The organism is Aliidongia dinghuensis, from assembly GCF_014643535.1.
Classification (GTDB): Bacteria; Pseudomonadota; Alphaproteobacteria; order ATCC43930; family CGMCC-115725; genus Aliidongia; species Aliidongia dinghuensis.
In genome coordinates this window covers 21,223-40,069 of record NZ_BMJQ01000015.1, presented here as the reverse complement: position 1 = coordinate 40,069, position 18,847 = coordinate 21,223, and the positions used below count along the sequence as shown (strand labels likewise).

15 protein-coding genes and 1 pseudogene are annotated in these 18,847 nt (G+C 65.3%); 9 read left to right on the top strand and 7 right to left on the bottom strand.

The genetic code is table 11. The features are described from left to right. The first annotated feature begins 5 nt into the window (after positions 1-5). A complete protein-coding gene (locus IEY58_RS25055; protein WP_189050891.1) occupies positions 6-977 on the top strand; it encodes an ornithine cyclodeaminase family protein in 972 nt (323 codons plus the stop codon). Positions 978-998: 21 nt separating this feature from the next. Here the strand turns inward: IEY58_RS25055 and IEY58_RS25050 are convergent, their stop codons facing one another. The 3 genes from IEY58_RS25050 to IEY58_RS25040 all read right to left on the bottom strand — a co-directional run bounded on the left by IEY58_RS25050 (position 999) and on the right by IEY58_RS25040 (position 4,685). Next, a complete protein-coding gene (locus IEY58_RS25050) occupies positions 999-2,129 on the bottom strand; it encodes an alanine racemase (protein WP_189050889.1) in 1,131 nt (376 codons plus the stop codon). After that, a complete protein-coding gene (locus IEY58_RS25045) occupies positions 2,126-3,682 on the bottom strand; it encodes a M81 family metallopeptidase (protein WP_189050887.1) in 1,557 nt (518 codons plus the stop codon). Before IEY58_RS25045 ends, IEY58_RS25050 begins: the two co-directional genes overlap by 4 nt. Before the next feature lie 88 nt (positions 3,683-3,770). Continuing rightward, a complete protein-coding gene (locus IEY58_RS25040; protein ID WP_189050885.1) occupies positions 3,771-4,685 on the bottom strand; it encodes a LysR family transcriptional regulator in 915 nt (304 codons plus the stop codon). Between the two features lie 317 nt (positions 4,686-5,002). Here IEY58_RS25040 and IEY58_RS25035 point away from each other — a divergent pair, with 317 nt between their 5' ends. After that, entirely contained in the window at positions 5,003-5,902 is a 900-nt protein-coding gene (locus IEY58_RS25035; RefSeq protein WP_189050883.1) for a LysR family transcriptional regulator, read from the top strand. Positions 5,903-5,995: 93 nt separating this feature from the next. Here the strand turns inward: IEY58_RS25035 and IEY58_RS25030 are convergent, their stop codons facing one another. Together IEY58_RS25030 and IEY58_RS25025 are read right to left on the bottom strand one after the other, a co-directional pair. Then, positions 5,996-6,988 carry a zinc-dependent alcohol dehydrogenase family protein gene (locus IEY58_RS25030; RefSeq protein WP_189050881.1) on the bottom strand — a complete coding sequence of 331 codons (993 nt, stop codon included), beginning with the start codon at positions 6,986-6,988 and terminating at the stop codon, positions 5,996-5,998. 38 nt (positions 6,989-7,026) lie between these two features. Beyond that, positions 7,027-8,136, bottom strand: a complete 1,110-nt coding sequence (locus tag IEY58_RS25025; protein WP_189050879.1) for an alkene reductase — start codon at positions 8,134-8,136, stop codon at positions 7,027-7,029. Between the two features lie 911 nt (positions 8,137-9,047). Between IEY58_RS25025 and IEY58_RS25020 the strand changes: the two genes are divergently transcribed. Next, a complete protein-coding gene (locus tag IEY58_RS25020; protein ID WP_189050877.1) occupies positions 9,048-11,837 on the top strand; it encodes an ATP-binding protein in 2,790 nt (929 codons plus the stop codon). A 218-nt stretch (positions 11,838-12,055) separates the two neighbouring features. Here the strand turns inward: IEY58_RS25020 and IEY58_RS25015 are convergent, their stop codons facing one another. Next, the gene (locus tag IEY58_RS25015) at positions 12,056-12,997 is read right to left on the bottom strand and encodes a LysR family transcriptional regulator (RefSeq protein WP_189051031.1); all 942 of its coding nucleotides are present in this window, start codon (positions 12,995-12,997) and stop codon (positions 12,056-12,058) included. A gap of 74 nt (positions 12,998-13,071) precedes the next feature. On the opposite strand from IEY58_RS25015, the gene IEY58_RS25010 reads away from it, so the two are divergent. The 6 genes and pseudogenes from IEY58_RS25010 to IEY58_RS24985 form a co-directional block, all read left to right on the top strand. After that, a complete protein-coding gene (locus IEY58_RS25010) occupies positions 13,072-13,971 on the top strand; it encodes an alpha/beta fold hydrolase (protein WP_229743938.1) in 900 nt (299 codons plus the stop codon). A gap of 71 nt (positions 13,972-14,042) precedes the next feature. Further along, positions 14,043-14,783: a 3-oxoacyl-ACP reductase family protein gene (locus tag IEY58_RS25005; protein ID WP_189050875.1), complete on the top strand. Its 741-nt coding sequence runs from the start codon at positions 14,043-14,045 to the stop codon at positions 14,781-14,783. Between the two features lie 114 nt (positions 14,784-14,897). Beyond that, the gene (locus tag IEY58_RS25000; RefSeq protein WP_189050873.1) at positions 14,898-15,644 is read left to right on the top strand and encodes an SDR family NAD(P)-dependent oxidoreductase; all 747 of its coding nucleotides are present in this window, start codon (positions 14,898-14,900) and stop codon (positions 15,642-15,644) included. Between the two features lie 26 nt (positions 15,645-15,670). Then, complete coding sequence (locus tag IEY58_RS24995) at positions 15,671-16,051, top strand: DUF427 domain-containing protein (RefSeq protein ID WP_189050871.1); 381 nt, start codon at positions 15,671-15,673, stop codon at positions 16,049-16,051. 313 nt (positions 16,052-16,364) lie between these two features. After that, complete coding sequence (locus IEY58_RS24990) at positions 16,365-17,591, top strand: MFS transporter (RefSeq protein ID WP_189050869.1); 1,227 nt, start codon at positions 16,365-16,367, stop codon at positions 17,589-17,591. 88 nt (positions 17,592-17,679) lie between these two features. After that, positions 17,680-18,280, top strand: a pseudogene (locus IEY58_RS24985) (transposase); the annotation flags it as partial. A 106-nt stretch (positions 18,281-18,386) separates the two neighbouring features. Here the strand turns inward: IEY58_RS24985 and IEY58_RS34900 are convergent. Next, positions 18,387-18,632, bottom strand: coding sequence for a LysR family transcriptional regulator (locus tag IEY58_RS34900; protein WP_456057531.1), 246 nt, complete (start codon positions 18,630-18,632; stop codon positions 18,387-18,389). Positions 18,633-18,847: the final 215 nt, after the last annotated feature.

The window sequence follows — 18,847 nt, the reverse complement described above, 5'->3', positions numbered from 1 at the left end:
TAAGCATGCTGATCATCCCCGAGTCCGAGGCGCGCGCCCTCGTCACCATGTCGGACGCGATCGAGGCGGTCGCGGAAACATTCGCCGCCCTAGACCGGGGGGAGGCCGCGAGCTATCCGGTGGTGCGCGAGAAGCTGGGCAGCCCCTCGGCCGTGTTCGGCGTCAAGACCGGCTACGACCGTGCCGCCGGCGCGCTCGGCCTCAAGGCGGGCGGCTACTGGCAGGGCAACGCCGAGCGCAATCTCACTAATCACCAGTCGACAACGCTGCTGTTCGATCCGGCGACCGGGCAGCCGTCGGCGTTGGTCGGCGCCAATTATCTGACCGGCGTGCGCACGGGTGCCGCGGCGGCGCTGGCGACGCGCCATCTCGCGCGGCCCGACGCGCGGGTCCTCGGCATCGTCGGTACCGGCACCCAGGCGCTCTACCAGCTCGACGCCATCCGCTGCGTGCGGTCGCTCGACGAGGTTGTCGCCTGGAACCGGACGCCGGCCCGGCTCGAAGCCTTCCTCGAAGCGGTGCGCGCCCGCGGCCTCGCCGCGCGCGGCGCCGACCTCGAGGAGACGGTACGCGCGGCCGATATCCTGGTCACCGCGACGCCGGGGCAGGCACCGCTCGTCGACGCGGCCTGGGTTCGTCCCGGCACCCACGTCAATGCCGTGGGGGCGGATACTGCCGGCAAGCAGGAACTCGATTCCGCCCTGGTCACGCGTGCCGCGGTCTATGTCGACAGTCTCGAGCAGGCCGTCACGATCGGCGAGTGCCAGACCGCGGTCCGGCTGGGCTTGCTCAGGCCGGAGGACATCTGCGGCACGCTCGGCGGCCTCGTGTCCGGCCGGCTGCCCGGCCGAATGGAGGGAGAGAGCATTACGCTCTTCGACAGCACCGGCATCGCGCTGCAGGACCTGGCGGTGGCGGCGCTGGCGGTTCGCCGGGCAGGCGAGGGCGGCCGCGGCACTGAGATCGCCTTCTCCTGATCCGGGACGGGTGGACGGCCGCTACCAGCCGTTCGTCCGCGTCCATTCGCCCGCGAGCGCGCCGTTCTTCACGAGGTGATAGCGGTCGTACATGGCCGCCGTCATGCAGACATGGTTCGGCAGCACGCGCACCTGGGCGCCGATCGGCAGCTCGTCGAACGGCAACGCGCCGTCGGCCGCGCGCACCAGGCCGTGCTCCTGGTAGACCTTGAAGATCCTCAGCTCCTGAGCAAACGGTGTGCCGTCGGCATGGACGAGCAGGCCGAAGCCGTAATCGTGCGGCGCGTCGGCGGTGCTGCGGTCCTTGGAGAGTGCGAGCGCGCCGGCATCGATCAGCAGGTGGCCGGCGTCGCGATGATGACCGGTGACGGTGGCGAGCACGGAGACGGCGAGATCGTCGAGCGTGCAGCTGCCGATCTGGGCCTGGAACAGATCGCCGAACATATAGACGCCGGCCCGGAGCTCGGTGACACCGCTGAGGTGCCGGGCATGGAGTGCCGTCGGGGTCGAGCCGACGCTCACGACCGGCACGCTGAGGCCGGCCGCCCTCAGGCGCTCGGCCGCCCGGACGGCACCCGACCGCTCGGCCTCGGCGATGCGCGCCACCGTCTCGAGATCGCGGGCCGCGTAGGAATGGCCGGCATGGGTAATGACGCCCTGCAGCCGGCAATAGGGCGGCTGCTCGAGCGCCGTGCCGATCTCGACGAGGTCGGCGGCCTCGGGCAGTACGCCTGACCGGCCTTCACCTGTGTCGATCTCGATCAGCACCGCGAAGGCGACCCGGCGCAGATCGGCAAAGGCCGCGACCGCGCGTGCCGTCTCGACGGAATCGAGGATCAGCGTCAGGTGCGCGCCGGCCTCAACAAGGCGGGCGGCGCGCGGCAGCTTGCTCGGGACGATGCCGACGGCATAGAGCAGGTCGGTGATGCCGCCGGCCAGGAAATATTCCGCTTCGGCCAGCGTCGAGACGGTGATGCCGCCGAACTCGCCCGCGGTGGCGAGGCGCGCGACATCATAGGATTTCGCAGTCTTGAGATGGGGACGGAGGCGGACGCCGAGCGCCCGGGCCCGTTCGCCCATGCGCCCGAGGTTGTGGTCGAGCCGCCCGGTCTCGAGCATCAGGCAGGGCGTTTCCAGCGTGGCGAGGCTCATCGAGCGCCTCCCTGCAGCAGTCGGACGTTGGGCGTCCAGTCGTCGATCCTGTCGAGCGGGACGACCGGCCGCGGCAGCTTCTTGAAATCGAAGCGCGACAGCAATGGCGATGTCAGGCCGGGGGCATCGACCTCGACGATCTGCTCGGGCGTGAAGAACTCGTCGAAGGCGGCGCGGAAATGGCCGCGCGACTTCAGGACGACCGTGCGGGCGGCGCCGATGTTCAGGCCGAACAGCTCGAAAAACGCCGGCTCGTGGCACTGGTGACGATGGGTGATGACGATGAGCACGATGCCGTCGATGGCTAGTGCAACCGAGGGGCCGAGGTCGAAGGCACAACCGGCGAGTTGGCCGCGCCGGCCGACGCCCTTGCCGTCGCTAAGCCGCAGGATGGTCGCCTGCGCCTCGAACGGTTCCGAATAGGTCGCCTGCTCCGCGCGGTTGAAGCGGGCGGCGAAGGCGACGCCCTCGCCCAAAGAATGTGCCTCGGCGGCGAGCTCAGGATCGGTCAGCACGCCCAGGAGCACGTTGCGCGCGCCGGCGTCGAGCAGGGCCCTCAGCAGGAAGACCGTGTTGCCGCGGCCGCCACCGCCTGGGTTGTCGGCAACGTCGGCGAGCAGCACCGGCGGGCGACCCCGCTGCTCGCCAGTCGCCTTGGCGAGCGCCACCGCCTCGTCGAACGGCGTCAGGCGCGGGATGAAGCGCGCACGCTCGCGCCAGGCGTAGGCGGCGAGCCCCGCGGCAGTGCGGCGGGCGAGGGCCGCATCGCCGCGGGTCGTCGCCAGCACGGTCAGGCCGTTCTTGGGTGTGTCGCCATAAGCGAAGCCGCCGACGATCGAGATGTTGAGCAGTCGCGGGTCGGCCGCGGCCGTCGCCTCGGCCGCGGCGATCAGGTCGGCATAGGGGCCGGCGCCGGGCGCGGTCAAGAGCACGGTCGGCGGCGGGCAGATCGGTAGGCGGACGTGGGCGACAGCGGTCTTTACCCCATCCAGCAACTCCGCGAGTGCCGCGGCGGCGTCTGCGCCTCGATCGGCCATGTCCGTGTGCGGGTTGCGCCGGTAGGAGATGAGCGCGTCGACTGCCGCGACCATGCGCTCCGACACGTTGGAATGCAGGTCGATCGTGGCCACGATCGGTACGTCGGGGCCGACGATCTCGCGGACCAGCGCGAACACAGCGCCGTCGGGATCGTCCTCCTCCGTCGTGATGGCGGCGCCGTGTTCACAGATGTAGACGCCGTCGAGCGGCAAGGCCGCCGTGAGGTCCTGCCGGAAACGCTCGAGAATCTCGACGAAAAAGCCGTGGTCGACCGGGCCGCCGGACTCGGCGTTTGCGAACAGGATCGGGGCGGGCGTCCAGGGGCGCAGCGTGTCCATCCTGCGAACGAAAGCGGGGATCTCGGGGGTCATGGCGGGCGCTGATTTCCGCGCCTCGGCAATCAACAGATCACCGGGCAGTATCGCGCGAGCCAAGAAATCCTCGCGGGTCGAGATCGGCGCAAAACGGTTGCATTCGATGGCGAAGCCCAGAATGGCAATTCGCGGAGCACGCATAGAATCCACCGGCAGAAAATTGGACTATGCGAACTCTAAGGAAGGGCGGTTTGCGCGTATAATTCCTTTTCCCGATTGCTCAATGACGTTAGCGTATAGTGCTCCCTGCGACATGCTTCCAGAAATGCTCGGCCGCAGGCGAGATCCGCGAGCTGTTTCGAAAGATCCGAACGTCGAGATCGATCGTCCAGTCGTCGGTGCCGGCGATGACCAATGTTCCGGCGTCGATGTCGGGTGCCGCATCCTGTGCGGCGAGCCAGGCGAGCCCGCGCCCTTGCCGCGCCATGATCTTGAGCACGCCCGCCAGATGGGATTCGAACACGCGTGTCAGATGCAGCGCGCCTTCGCGGCCATGCAGCGACAGGTCGATCATCCGGCCGAAACCGGAAGAGAGCGTGTAGGCGAGATAGCCGCTCTTGCGATCGGCCGCCTGGCCCGGGATCGGATGCAGCGGGCGCCCATCAGCGTCGGGCGCCGACACGGGCACCAGGCGATCGCGCCCGATCACGGTGGACTTGAAGCCTTCGGCGTCGAGGGGCAGGGGGGTGGCCGGATGGGTATAGGCCAGCATGAAGTCGCTCTGGCCGCCGATCATCGCGGCGACGCAGTCGTCGAGCCGGGCCGTCTCGAGGCGCATGGCGACAACGCCCGTCAGGTCCTCGACCGAGCGCAGCCAGGCCGGCAGGAAAGTTGTCGCGAGACTGTGCGTCGTGATGAACCGCAGGATCTTGGGGGCCCGGTCGTGCGCCGTGCGCACCTCTTCGCGGGCTCGGTTGAGGCGCCGGAGAATCTCCTCGGCGGCCGGCCGGAACAACTCACCCTCGGGTGTCAGCGAAATCGGTTGGCTATTGCGGTCGAACAAACGGGCGCCAAGCCAGTCCTCGAGCGATTGGATCCGACGGCTGACGGCGGGTTGCGTCGAATGCAGCAACTCGGCTGAGCGGGAGAAGTTGCGGGTCTCCGCGACCATCAAGAAATCATCGAGCCAGCGAATGTCTACCATAGGCGTCCTGGTGCCGAGGGGCGCCGCCGCGCCGAGCACGCACGACAATAAGCACCTAAATTCCGTATGACCACGCTTCATCGGCAAGGGAGACGGCGGGCAGCAGCCGTCCAGCGGGGCGAGGTCGCCTCCGCGCGGGGGCATATGCTGTTCCGACAGCGTGGTTTAAGGCAGAGTCCGGAGCCCGCAGGCAAACACATTCACTTGATGCGCTCAGCCCCGTGGCTAACGACCTCCTCGACCCCCGGGAAGCCGTCCCGGATATAGCGGAACGGGAAGCTGTGCAGGGGGATAGGAGTGTTGGACAGGACTGAGGCATGGATCGCTTCGACGCGTTGAGCACGTTTCTGCTGGTGAGCGAGTTGCGCAGCTTCACGGCTGCTGCGCGCAAGCTGGGTGTTTCCACCTCCGCCGTCGGCAAGACGATCGCCAGACTGGAGGACGGACTGGGCGCGCGCCTGTTCCATCGCAGCACGCGGAGCGTCACCCTCACCACCGAGGGCGAGATTTTCCTCCATCGCTGCCAGAAGATCGTCGAAGAGTTCGAGGCGGCGGAACTCGAGATTGCTCAGGTGACCCAGGGGCCGAAGGGGCGGCTGCGGGTCAGCATGCCTCTGGCCGGAATGCTCCTGACCCCGGTCATCAGCGCGTTTGCGAAAGCCTTTCCGGACATCAGTCTGGATATCGAATTTTCCGACCGGCTCGTCGATGTCATCGAGGAAGGCTTCGATGTCGTGGTGCGGACGGGGCCGGCGGCCAACTCCCAGCTGATGTCGAAGATCATCGGTCAATACGGCTACGTGATCGTGGGTTCGCCCGCCTATCTCGCCGAGCATGGCACGCCGCAGGAGCCGGAGGATCTGCTGTCCCATGTCTGCCTGCATTATCGCTGGTCGACGGCGGGGAAGCTGGAGAGCTGGCGCCTCATGCGCGACGGCGTCTATCTGGATCTGGCATTGCCGACGTCGTTCATCGCCAACACCACGGAGCCGCTGATCGGCCTGGCCGAACGGGGGATCGGGCTCACCAGCCTATCGGCCTTTACGGTGCGGCGGCAGCTCGAAGACGGCACTCTGGTCTCGGTGCTGGATCGCTACCTGACCGACCGGAACGTGTTCCGCCTGATGTGGCCGCCCGGACGCCAAGCGCTCCCAAGATTGCGGGCGTTCATCGATTTCATGGCGGATCATCTCCCCACTTACCTGCCGACACTGTAGCGGTGCACGACGGCGCCTGGGCTACCCGGCGCCGTCGATGTTTCGATCCGCCGGCACTGGGCGGGATGAGCGCCCGGTGCCGGCTACCAGCCATCAAACCGTGACGACGATCTTGCCGAACTGGCCGTTGGCTTCGAGATAGCGGTGGACCTCGACCATTTCGTCGAACGTGAAGGTGCGATCGATGACGGGCTTGAGCGCGCCGACCTCGAAGCCCTTCAGCACGTATTCCACGGCAGCCTCGCGGCGCGTCTTGTCGCCGCTGGTCAGCCAGATGTTTTGGCCTTTGATGATCGGCATCTTGGCGATCATCTGCAGCACGGGCAGCGGGGTGACGTCCTCGGCGAGCGCACCGTAGAGATAGACGGTGCCCTGGAACGTCAGCGCCGAGATCAGCTTCGGGAAGTCCGGGCCGCCGACCGGGTCGAAGGCGACGCGGGCGCCCTTGCCGTCGGTGATACGCATCACTTCCTGCACCAGGTCGACCTCGGACGTGGCGATCACGTGGGCGGCGCCGGCGTCGAGCAACTGCTGCCGCTTCGCCGAGGTGCGCGTGAGCGCGATCGGCGTCGCCCCAGCATAGCTGGCGATCTGGATCGCGGCCAGGCCAACGCTGCTCGAGGCCGCGGGGATCAGCACGAAATCGCCCTTGCCGACCTTGGCATCCTCGACCAGCGCGCCATAGGCGGTGACGAACATCATCCAGATCGACGCCGCCTCGGCGAAGCTGAGCGACTTCGGATGCTTCACCACGGCGTGGACCGGCACCAGGACGACCTCGCCATAGGTGCCGTACTGGTTCATCGAGAAGGACGGCATGACGTTGACCGCGTCGCCGACGGCGAAATCCTTAACCTCCGTGCCGACGGCATCGACGATGCCGGCGGCCTCGTAGCCCAGGATGGCCGGGAAGTGGGCGACCGGTTCGATGTAATCGTCCAGGCGCCACATGGATTCGGCGCGGTTGATGCCGATCGCCTTGACCTTGATGCGGACCTCGGTCGGACCGGGTGCGGGGACCACGGTCTCGACGAACTCGAGGACGTCCGGTTCCCCGGCTCGTGTGAACTTGATGGTGCGCGACATGATAGCTCCTTGGGTTGAATGGCTGGGGCGAGGCGGGCCTAGACCGCCTCGGCCAGCTCCTGCTGATAGGCCGGGAAATCCGTGTAGCCGCGCTCGTCGCCGCCCCAGAAGGCGTCACGGACGTACGGGGTGAGCGGCAGGTTGTGCTTCAGGCGGTACGGCAGGTCGGGGTTCGACGAGAAATGGCGGCCGAAGGCGACCAGGTCGGCATCCCCGGCCTCGACGATCGCCATGGCGCTGTCGCGATCGAAGCCGCCGGCGGCGATGATCGGGCCCGAGAAATGCGGGCGAAGATACTTGACCGCGACGGGAGGATGGCCCTCGTGCAGCGTCGAGTCACCCTTGATGCGCGGCTCGATGACATGCAGATAGGCGAGGCCGTACTGGTTCAGCAGCTTGGCGACGTAAGTGAAGGTCGCTTCCGGATTGCTGTCGGAGATGCCGCCCCATTCGCCCGATGGTGAAATGCGCACGCCGACGCGGTCGGCACTCCACACCGAAATGAGCGCCTCGACCGCTTCCTTGAGGAAGCGCACCCGGTTCTCGATTGGGCCGCCATAGGCGTCCGTTCGCTTGTTGGTGCCGTCCTGGATGAACTGGTCGACCAGGTAGCCGTTGGCGCCATGGAGTTCGACCCCGTCGAAGCCGGCGTCGAGTGCCCGCTGGGCGGCGACGCGGAACTCCTCGATGAGGCCCGGGATCTCCTCGATCTCGATCGCGCGGTGCGGCGAGGCCGGCACGAAGCCGTCCTTGGTCACGGCGACGCCGTCGAACGGGACGACCGAGGGGGCGAGCGGGGCGACGCCGCCGGTCATCTCGACATGGCTCTGCCGGCCGCCGTGGATGAGCTGCATGAAGGCCCTGCCGCCCTTGGCGTGGACGGCATCGGCGACCGCCTTCCAGCCCGCCATCTGCCCGTCGTGATAGAAGCTCGCCGCCCCCAGGTAGGAGCGGGCAGGGATGGAGATGCTGACGCCTTCGATGACTTCGAGGCCGCCTTCGGACGCGCGCTGGCCGTAGAAGTCGGCCATCATCGGGCTTGGGATGTCGCCGGGCTGGATGGTGCGCAGGCGGGTCATCGGCGCCAGCACGACGCGATGAGAGAGGGTGTAGCGGCCGACCTTGGTCGGCGTGAACAGATTCGACATGATTGTCTCCGAGGTCTTGAGAGAAAACTGGGCAGCGATCGAGGGGACGTACCTTTCCAATCGAGGCCTTCATCCGCGGGGCGGACGCCGACATCGTCTCGACCGGGGAATTTCCGGTGTCGGTAGGCGTTTCACGCCTTCGTCGATGGCGTGGCGATCGGCCCACCGGCCGTTTCAACCGTGCCGATGATGCGCGGACCGTCCATCCGGCCGCCTGCCGGCCGCTGGGATGATCAAGCCCGGCGTGCCGACGGGTCACCACGGCTCGTTTGTTCAGCTAACATTCCTGCGATGAGCAGGGCGGGACATCAGGCCAGCGCAGACCGACTGACATCGTTTGATGCCCGCCCGCTCCCCGACCTCTACGTCAATTGGTCGTCCAAGGTGTTGCGCCGGTGATTGGCACTCTCGGCTTGTTGGTGGACACTTGAAGACCTTTCGACTGCGTCATTGTTTGCCACGGCCCGGCATCACAGCGTCGTGCCGTGCTGCAACATCTAATGTCCCGTGTCCCTGGAATAAGCGGACTTGCACGGCAAGCTGTGTGAACTGAAAGGTTCACAATGGCGCTGTGCCGGCCGATCCCGCCTCGGTTCCTTTGAGGCGGCAACAGGTGGAGCCAACCCCGCATGGGGTTGCGAGGAAGGCGTGAGCCTAGCGGCGTCATCGCCGCGTGCATCAGTCTCTGCCGGATTGGCCACCGGGTGACTGTACCTCTCGCCGAGTTTGGATTTTCCGGTCATCGGAATCGAGACGCTCGCACGGCATTTAGGATGGTGCGCGTACTGGCTCCGGGATAAATTCCGCAACACCAATATGTTAGGGTCGCATGCCCGGTGGCGGAACAGCGGGATCCGTCGGATCGCCCAAGCACGGACCCACAGCACGATTTTGCCAGCGAAGGGCCCAGAATGCTCGACGGCAGTTTCTCGACGTTCGCGTTCGGCCCGTTCCGCCTGTTCGCTGCGGAACGCCGGCTTGAGAAGGACGGCAAGCCCGTACGTCTCGGCGGCCGTGCGCTCGACCTTTTGATTGTTCTGGTAGAGCACGCCGGCGAGATCGTCTCAAACCGCGCTATTCTCGAGAGAGTCTGGCATGGCGTGACGGTCGACGAAAACAGCCTGCGATTTCATGTCAAAAATCTCCGCAGGGCACTTGCGGATGATCAGCGGGACGCCCCTTACGTGACCAACGTGTCTGGCCGCGGCTATTGTTTTGCCGCACGCGTCGAGCGATTGGATCGGATGGATGAGCAAGGATCGAACGGAGCATCGTTCGATGCCAGCCCCAATCTGCCGATACGGGGAAGAGCCATTGTCGGCCGTACGGACAACATAGAACTCATATCGCGTGAATTCTCGCGCGGACGTCTGGTCACGATTGCGGGGCCTGGCGGTATCGGCAAAACGACCTTGGCGATGGCAACGGCCGAAGCCTTGCGCCGGAGCTTTGGCGATGCGGTGTTCTTCGTCGAGCTGGCGCCGGTCGAGGATGCCGCGCTGGTCTTGAGCGCAGTCGTATCGGCGCTGGGCATCGTGCGGCGCGCCGATGAGCCGATGGCGGCCATCGTCGATTTTCTGCGCGACCGGCGACTACTGATCGTTCTGGACAACTGCGAGCAGGTCATCGAAGCGGTAGCGGCCCTGGCCGACCACGTCATCCAGAATACCGTCGGGACGCATGTGCTGGTAACAAGCCGGGAGACGCTGCGGATACAAGGAGAACGCGTGCATCGGCTGATGCCGCTGGCGTGCCCACCCGTCAACGACGACATGTCGGCTGAGGAGGCAATGAGTTATGCCGCGGTACAGCTCTTCGTTGATCGCACGACTGCCGGCTTTGGCGGGTTCTCGCTCAATGATGCGCTGGCGCCGACAGCCGCCGAAATCTGCCGACGCCTGGACGGCATTCCGCTCGCCATCGAACTGGCGGCGGCGCGTGTGGAATTCTTCGGGCTCCCCGGTCTTGCGCGCGGTTTGAACGATATGTTCGCCCTGTTGACGCAGGGGCGCCGATTGGCTTTGCCGCGTCATCAGACGCTGCGTGCTGCGCTGGACTGGAGCTACCACTTGCTGTCGCCGACCGAACAGGCGGTGCTGCAGGGCATTGCCATATTCCGGACGACGTTCACCTTGGATTCGGCTCTCGCGATCGTACTGCGACCGCCGACCGCGGTAGAGAGCACTGTGGACGCGATGGCGAACCTGGTCGCTAAGTCGATGCTGACCGCGGACAGCACCGGTGACGTCGTGCAGTACCGTCTCCTGGAATCGACGCGCATCTACGCAAACGAGAAGCTCGCGGCCAGCGGCGACAAGGCGGAGACGGCAAGGCGGCACGCAGATCATCACTTGAGACTGCTCGAGGCTGCGGCCGCCGACTGGGAATCGGATGCCGGCAAGGCGTGGTTGCGGCTCTACGCTGGGCGGATCGACGACATTCGGGCCGCGCTCGATTGGTGCTTTTCCGATGGCGGCGACCTGTTGATCGGGTTGCACCTGATGATAGCTTCCGCGCGGCTCTGGTTTCGGCTGTCGCTGACCCTGGAGTGTCGCGACCGGATCGAAGCGGCCCTACAGTTTCTGTCGAGCTTGCCGAAGCCTGATGTGGCGATGGAAATGCGACTGCAGGCCGCGCTCGGTCACGCTCTGTGGTACTCGGCGAGCGATGCGGACCGGCTGGAGCGCGCCTTTGGCCGGGCTTTGGTTCTGGCCGACGAGGTGGGCGATGTGCCCATCCAGTTGCAGGCGCTTTGGGGGTTATGGGCTTCGCGGCGCGCCGGTGGCCGGTATCGCGAGGCGTTGGTGTTTGCGGAAAAATATACGACGGTCGCGCGCGCGTCCGGCGATGAGGCTGCCAGGCTGCTGGGCGGCAGGATCCTGGGTCTGACCCATCACTATCTCGGCGACCAGGAGACTGCCCGAGATCTGTCCGAGCAAGTGCTGAGGATCGGGCGCCGTACCGGGAATGTGTTGAATAGCGAATTCCAGGTCAGCCACGAGATCACCGCGGCGACCATGCTGACCCGCATCCTCTGGCTCCAAGGCCTTCCCGATCAGGCGACAGCCATGCTGCAGGAGGCAATCGCCGCGGCGGAGCAATCCGGTCATTGGTTCTCGATGTACTATACTCTCTGCTTTGCGGGCTGCCCGCTATCGCTGTGGATCGGCAACCTCGCGCAGACCCAGCACTATCTGGATATGACCTTGAACCGCGCTGCGGCGGACCGGTGGAGACGGTGCTGGGCCCTTGTCCTGCGACTACGGCAAAGCGGTGAACGCGGCGCATTGATCGCATCGTCGCTCGAGCCACGAGTGGACCTGAATACGGCGCAGGAGATCATCGCACTGGCCTCGGCTGCAACAATCCCAATGCCGCAGCCGAACGACGATGTGGGTGACGCTCTGTGGAGCTTGCCCGAAGTGCTGCGCGTCAATGCCGAATTGCTGCTCTGGCACGGGGGCGCGGATGTGGCCGCCGCCGCCGAGTCGAAGCTGCTTCGCTCACTCGATCTCGCGCAGGAGCGTTCGACCCTGTCGTGGGAACTGCGCGCGGCCACCAGCCTGGCGCGGTTATGGCATCGGAACGGTCGTGTCGCCGAGGCCCGCGACTCCCTGGCGGCAACGTGCGATCGCTTCTCCGAGGGATTTGACACCGGCGATTTCATTGTCGCGCGGCAGCTAATTGCTGAATGGTCCTGATCGCTTCTCAGGCCACATCCTAGCGGAGCCCGGGCGGCTCCCGCTCACAAGATATCCCAATCCCTCACGCGACCGGTGCCGACCGACCTGCGAGCCTTGCGCTCGATCGATGGTCGATCGGGCGGCCGCGCGTGCTCGGCCTCTCTGGCGCGCGATCCATCGTGGATGGATCGGACCAGAGCCGCAAAAGGGGAAACAGGGTCGTGCGCAGGAGTCCTTCAGCCCATATGCCGCCGCGCCGCCATGTCCGCGGTCCGAAGCAATCCCCCCGTGTTCTCGGCTATTCCAACGATCTCATTCAGCCGTTCCAACAGCGCTCGCAATACCGGCGAGCGATTGGCCCGGTGATACCCCAGAACGAGGTCAATAGTCGGCGCCTCCCCCTTGAGCGGCCGGCTGACCACCGACCAGGGCAGGTAGTTCGCCGCGTAGGCGGGCAGCAGGGCGAAGCCTCTTGTCGAGGCGACATGCGAGATTCCAACGGCGAAGTTGTCGATCACCTGCGCCGGCGTCATGGGCGCCCCGCGCCGCTCCAGATAGCCGTCAACGATATCGCGCAGAATGTGGGGAACCTCAGAGAAGCCTATGAAAGGCTCCGCCTTGAGGTCGATCACGTCGATTTCGGAATGCTGCGCCAGAACGTGGTCGCTGGGCAGAACAACCACGATGGGTTCGCGCCCAAGCAGCCGGTAGGCGAGTTCCGGCCTCGGCTCCCGGCGGATGATGGCCACATCGAGCTTGCCCTGCTCCACCTCCTCGGCAAGTTGTGGGGAGTAGCCGCTCGAGACACGCAGTTCGAGACTGGAGAGATCCTCACCCAAGGCGCGGGTCACCTTGGCCAGCCAATCGACCTCCTCGCCGATGAGAAAACCCATGCGGAAGGCTGGCTTCTCCGGTCGCGCCGCCCGCCGGGCGGCCTCAACGGCGGTGCTGGCTTGGGCAACCGCCAGCCGTGCATGGTCGAGGAAGGCGCGGCCCGCCGGCGTGAGTTCCACCCCGTGCGTCGTGCGCGTCAGCAGCGGGGCGCCAACCTCGTACTCCAGATCACGGATCTGACGGCTCAGCGAAGGCTGGGAGGTATGCAGCCGGCGTTCGGCCGCCGCGGTCAATCCGCCTTCCTCGACTACCGCGATGAAGTACCGAAGATGCCTCAGTTCCATGTTCACCCCATGCCTTCTAGGTATGGGGTGAAGCCTACAAAGTCTTTTTCACAAAGGCGAGCACGACTTACCTCATGCATGCGAACGGCGAAGCTAATCCCCGCCGCGGCACATCAGAAAGAATTCTGGTCATGACCGAACATATCCACGAAACGGCTCCCACCCAGTATGTCGAGGCCAATGGCATCCGCTTCGCCTATCGCCGCTTCGGCAAGGCCGGCAGCGTGCCGATCGTCTTCAACCAGCACTTTCAGGGAACCCTGGACCATTGGGATCCGGCGGTGACCAACGGCTTGGCCAGGACACGCGAAGTGATCCTGTTCAATAATGCCGGCGTCGCCAGCAGCTCTGGTGAGACGCCCTCCACCTTTCAGGAGATGGGCGCCAATGCCATCGCCTTCATCCGCGCTCTCGGCCTGAGCGAGGTCGACATTCTGGGCTTCTCGATCGGCGGCATGATCTCGCAGGAGATCGCGGTGCAGGCGCCCGAGCTCGTGCGCAAGCTGATCCTCGTCGGCACGGGCCTGCGCGGTGCGGACATGTCGACCAGCCAGTCCTCGTCGATCTTCGGCAGGACCTATGAGCCGGCCGAGCACCTGTGGCTAAAGGTACATTTCACGCCATCTGAGGCCAGCCAAGCCGCCGGTCTTGCGTTCCTGGAGCGCAAGCTTCGTCGCCAGGATCGCGATCCGCTGGTCGGCCAGCAGACCATCGACGCCCAGCTCGCGGCGATCGGCGAGTACCTGGCCTACCGAGAAGTCGACGGCTACCTCGATTATCTGAAGACCATCCGTCAGCCGACCCTGGTGGTGCAGGGCAGCAACGACGTGATCATCCCGACCTACAATTCATTCGTGCTCCAGCAGACCCTGCCGAACGCGCAGCTCATCCTCTACCCGGACTCCAACCACGGGTCCTTCTACCAGTACCCCGAGCTGTTCGTGGCCGAGGCCACCTTGTTCCTGGGGAGCTAGCCGATCGGCGCGACCGACGGCCTCTTCTTTCCCTTCCTGAAAACCCCTGATCCTTTGAAAGGAGCCATCCCATGGCAAACCTGAGCAACAAGGCTGCGCTCGTCACCGGCGGTTCGCGTGGTATCGGCGCGGCGATCGCCAAGCGGCTGGCCGCCGATGGCGCCAGCGTAGCCATCACCTACGCCCGGGGCGCGGCTGCCGCAGCCGAGGTGGTCAAGGCCATCGAGGCGTCCGGCGGCAAGGCGGTCGCCATCCAGGCGGACGCCACTGATGCCAAGGCCGTCGCCGCGGCGGTCGAGGCGGCGGTCGCCGCTTTCGGTCGGCTCGACGTGCTGGTCAACAACGCCGGCACGGCCATCCCCAAGCCGTTCGAGGAGGCGACGTTGGAAGAGATGGATCAGGTGATCAATCTCAACCTGCGTGGCGTGTTCGTCGCCACCCAGGCCGCGCTGAAGCATTTGGGCGCTGGCGGCCGCATCATCAATATCGGCTCGTGCGTCGGCGAGCGGATGATGACGCCGGGCCTGGTCGCCTATTCCGCCACCAAGGGCGCGGTGAAGATGTTCACGCAAGGGCTGTCGCGTGAAGTTGGCCCGCGTGGGATTACCGTCAACAACATCCAGCCCGGCCCGATCGATACAGACCTGAATCCGGCGGCTGGAGACTGGGCCACGCCGCAGACCGAGAACACGGCGTTAAAGCGCTACGGCCATGTCGACGACATCGCTGCCATGGTGGCCTTCGTTGCCGGCCCCGAGGCCAGCTACATCACCGGCGCAAGCCTCACCGTCGATGGCGGCACCAACGCCTAGAGCACGCCAGGGCCGGATGAGATCATCCGGCCCGCCAGAAAAGCTTTTCTTCGAACCTTTAGGGGCGCGACCGGCTCGACACCTTCAGCCTCTCGCGCCGCAAGGAGCACGACCATGAGCAATTGCAACGGAAAGACCGCCCTCGTCACCGGCGCCTCGCGTGGCATCGGTCGGGCGACCGCCCTGGCCCTTGCCGAAGCCGGGGCCCAGGTCCTCGTCCACTATGGCAAGAATGCTGCGGAGGCCGAGGCCGTGGTGACGCAAATTCGCACCGCCGGCGGCCGGGCTCAGGCTATCGGCGCCGACCTGGCCTCGCCCGAGGGGCCGACGAATCTGGCCCGCCAGGTGCGAGCGATCGTTGGCGAACGGCTCGACATTCTCGTTGCCAACGCCGGCATCGCCAAAATGAGCTCGATCGAGGACACCACCGTCGAGGACTTCGACGCCCTGTTCGCCGTAAACGTTCGCGCACCGTTCTTCCTGGTGCAGCAGCTGCTGCCGATCTTGCGCGAGGATTCCAGCGTGATCTTCATCTCTTCGCTGGCGGCGCATGCGGCGGTTGGCACACTGTCGGCTTATGCCGCCACCAAGGGCGCCATAGATACCCTGGTGAAGCACTTCGCGGCCGTGCTGGGCCCCCGGGGCGTCCGTGTCAACGCCGTGGCGCCCGGCGTCGTGGCGACGGATATGTCAAGCTTCGCCAAGACCGAAGCAGGACGCGACGCGACGACGGCGATGCAGGCGCTGAAGCGTGTCGCCCAGCCGGAGGACATTGCCGGCGCGATCGCCTTTCTCGCCTCCGACGCGGCTCGCTGGGTCTCTGGCGACACGCTGCGGGTCGATGGCGGTTCGAAGCTCTGACCCGACGCAACGCAGGAGGACCCATCATGCCCGAGCGCGTGATCAAAATTCCCGGCCCTGATCATCCCATCTCGATCACCCCCAACCCCAACCGTGTCGTGGTGACGCTGGCCGGCAAGGTCATCGCCGACACCACGCATGCGCTCACCTTGCGCGAGGCCAGCTATCCCGCGGTGCAGTATGTGCCACGCGAGGACGTGGACATGGGGGCACTCAGCCGAACCGAGAGCCATACCTATTGCCCCTACAAGGGCGAGGCATCCTATTTCAGCATTCCGGTGGGTGGCACGCGTTCGCTCGACGCGGTCTGGAGCTACGAGGAGCCCTACGACAGCGTCTCCGCCATCAAAGACCATCTCGCTTTCTATCCTGATCGCGTCGACGCGATCGAGGAAGGCGCCGCCTAGAGTTCGACGAGGCGGGCGCACTTTGTTTGTGCGCCTACCTCATGATGGGCGTCATACCCCTGGGCATTTGGCGCGACGGCAACGGCGCAAAGGCTTGGCCTCGCGGTGGATATCGCGGCGGCCTATGGTCGAGAGCGTGCTTGTGGCCTAACATCCGAACGCCATCGACCTGCTGCTCCCACTTCCCGAACGATATCATCTCGCGCTCGCGCCGGTCGCCGTAGTGGAGGACGCGCCATTGTTGTCTCGACCTGCGCAAGCACAAACATGTTCAGTCCGCCCGCTCGATCTCGCCAGAGGGGATCGATGGCTCATGCTGACGTTCTTGTTCGTGGCCGGTCTCCTCAATTACCTTGACCGGGCCTCGCTCTCGGTCTTGGCCCCTCTCATCGCGCGCGACCTCAAGCTGGACCCGGCCGAGTTGGGTATCGTTTTCAGCAGTTTCGCGGTCGGCTACGCCGCGTTTTGCCTTGTCGGCGGCTGGGCGGCCGATAAGTTCAAACCGCAATGGGTGTTGCTGGCTTGCGTGGTCGTCTGGTCGGTGTTTTGCGGACTGACGGCCGTTGCCCGAACCTTGGAGACGCTCCTGCTGGTCCGGGTTTTATTCGGTATGGGCGAAGGTGGATTGGGGGCCACGAGCACGAAACTCATCGGCCGGTGGTTCCCCCGGCACCAGCAGGCGACGGCGATCTCGCTCGGAGCGACCGGAACGTCTCTCGGCGCGATGATTTCAGGCCCTCTCGTCGTGTTCATAGCGGGGATGACGAGTTGGCAAGTCGCCTTCGTGGCAATAGCCGCGCTTGGCTTGCTCTGGAGCGTCGCTTGGGCGATTTTCAATCGCTTCCCATCCAGGTGGAACTCTACCACCACGCCGATAAGCAAAACCATGGCGCCGGTCGATGAAGCCAATATCTCCTCTCATTCGACGTCTGCTGTCGTCGGGCTCATCCGACGATCCGCGATGATCTCGATCGCCTTCGCATTCTTCGGATATTCTTATCTTCTGTTCTTCTTTCTCACCTGGTTTCCGAGCTACTTGGTGACCGCCAAACACATGGCGATCCAGGACATGAGCCTGGTCAGCGCAATTCCCTGGGCGCTGGGTTCCGTAGGGTTGGCGACTGGCGGCCTCCTCTCGGACAAGCTGGCAAGTAGAACTGGAGATCCAGTGTTTTCCCGCAAGCTCATTCTGGTATCGAGCCTGGCGATCGCCGCGGTCGGCGTCGCCCTGGCTGGACTGGTTGCGAGCCCGGCGGCGGCGATCGCGATCATGGGGATCGCAGTATTTTTCATGTATCTTTCGGGAAGCCAGTATTTCGTGATCGTGCTGGACTTGATCCCCGCTCCGCATGTGGGCGCTGTCACAGGCTTCGTTCATTTCGTCGCGAATTGCGCGGGCATCCTGGCGCCGCTGATCACCGGCTTTATCATCCGCTATAGCGGCAGCTTCGATGCCGCCTTCGTTCTTGCCGGCATAGTCGCCAGTATGGGCGCCGCTGGCGTTGGCTTCTTCGTGAAGACGCAACGAACCCTCAGGTAACGGCCCTTTAGCAGCTCGTTGAAAAACCGGTAGCCGACCGAGTTAGGCCATGATTCACTCGACGGGCGGTGCTCGTCGAGGGGAAGCGATGCGGGGATCGGATCGGCGGTCTGGAGAGCTGTTCTCCTATGTCGACCTGGAGCAGCGGGTTCGGGCGGACCATCCGCTGCGGGCGATCCGGGTGCTGACGGATGCGGCGCTGGGGGCGCTGTCGGCGGATTTCACGGCGCTCTATTCCGGCACCGGCCGGCCGTCGATCGCGCCGGAGAAGCTGCTGCAGGCGTTCTATTCGATCCGTTCCGAGCGCCAGCTGATGGAGCGGCTGGAGTTCGACCTTTTGTTCAAGTGTAAGACCTGATGTTTGCCCCTGGATGAGGCGGCTCCTGTCGAGCGAGCACTTCTCGGTGGACGGCACGCTGATCGAAGCCTGGGCGTCGATGAAGAGCTTCAAGCCGAAGGACCCGCCGGAGGGCGGCACCCCGAGCGAAGGCGGCCGCAACGCCGCAGCCGATTTCAAGGGCCAGAAGCGGTCGAACGAGACGCATCGCAGCACGACCGATCCCGATGCCATGCTCTACCGCAAGGGGCCGGGCATGGAGGCGAGGCTCCGCTACATCGGCCACGGGTTGATGGAGAACCGCTCCGGACTGATCGTCGATGCCCGGCTGACGCGGGTCTCCGGCGAGGCCTCCGCCGAACTCCAGGACGATAGCTCCCTCGAATTCGAGCTATCCTTTGACAACGGCGACGACGCCACGCTCACAGCACGGCGCGCGTGAGTTGTTCAACGGCCTGCTAGACCATTGCTGCAGTCGATCTGGGCGCAACAGTGAGGTCTCTCATGAAGATCTTGGTGCCCGTGCCGCGCTCGAACGGCTGGAGTCCGAGCTCGTCCTCGAGCCGGCGGATCCGCTGGCTCAGAGGCGGCTGGGCGATGTGCAGATGCTGAGCGGCACGGCTGAAGTTCAGCTCCTCCGCCACAGCCAGGAAATAGCGTAGATGCCGCGGCTCCATCAGATGCCTGTCAGTAATTGCGTTCACCTTCGCTCAGTGGCGACTACGCCGTCGGATGTCGTCGACGAGCGATTCGAGCGCGGCGAGGGACACGCCGCCGTTCCGCATGACGGCCCGAATGAGCGGATCAGCGAGCACCTCGCGCACCGGCGGCTCGAGGCCCGGCAATCCCCAGGGCTGGTGCTCGTGCACAGCACCGTGAAGTTCGGGCCAGACGAAGCTTGAGGCGTGGCTCTCCCTTC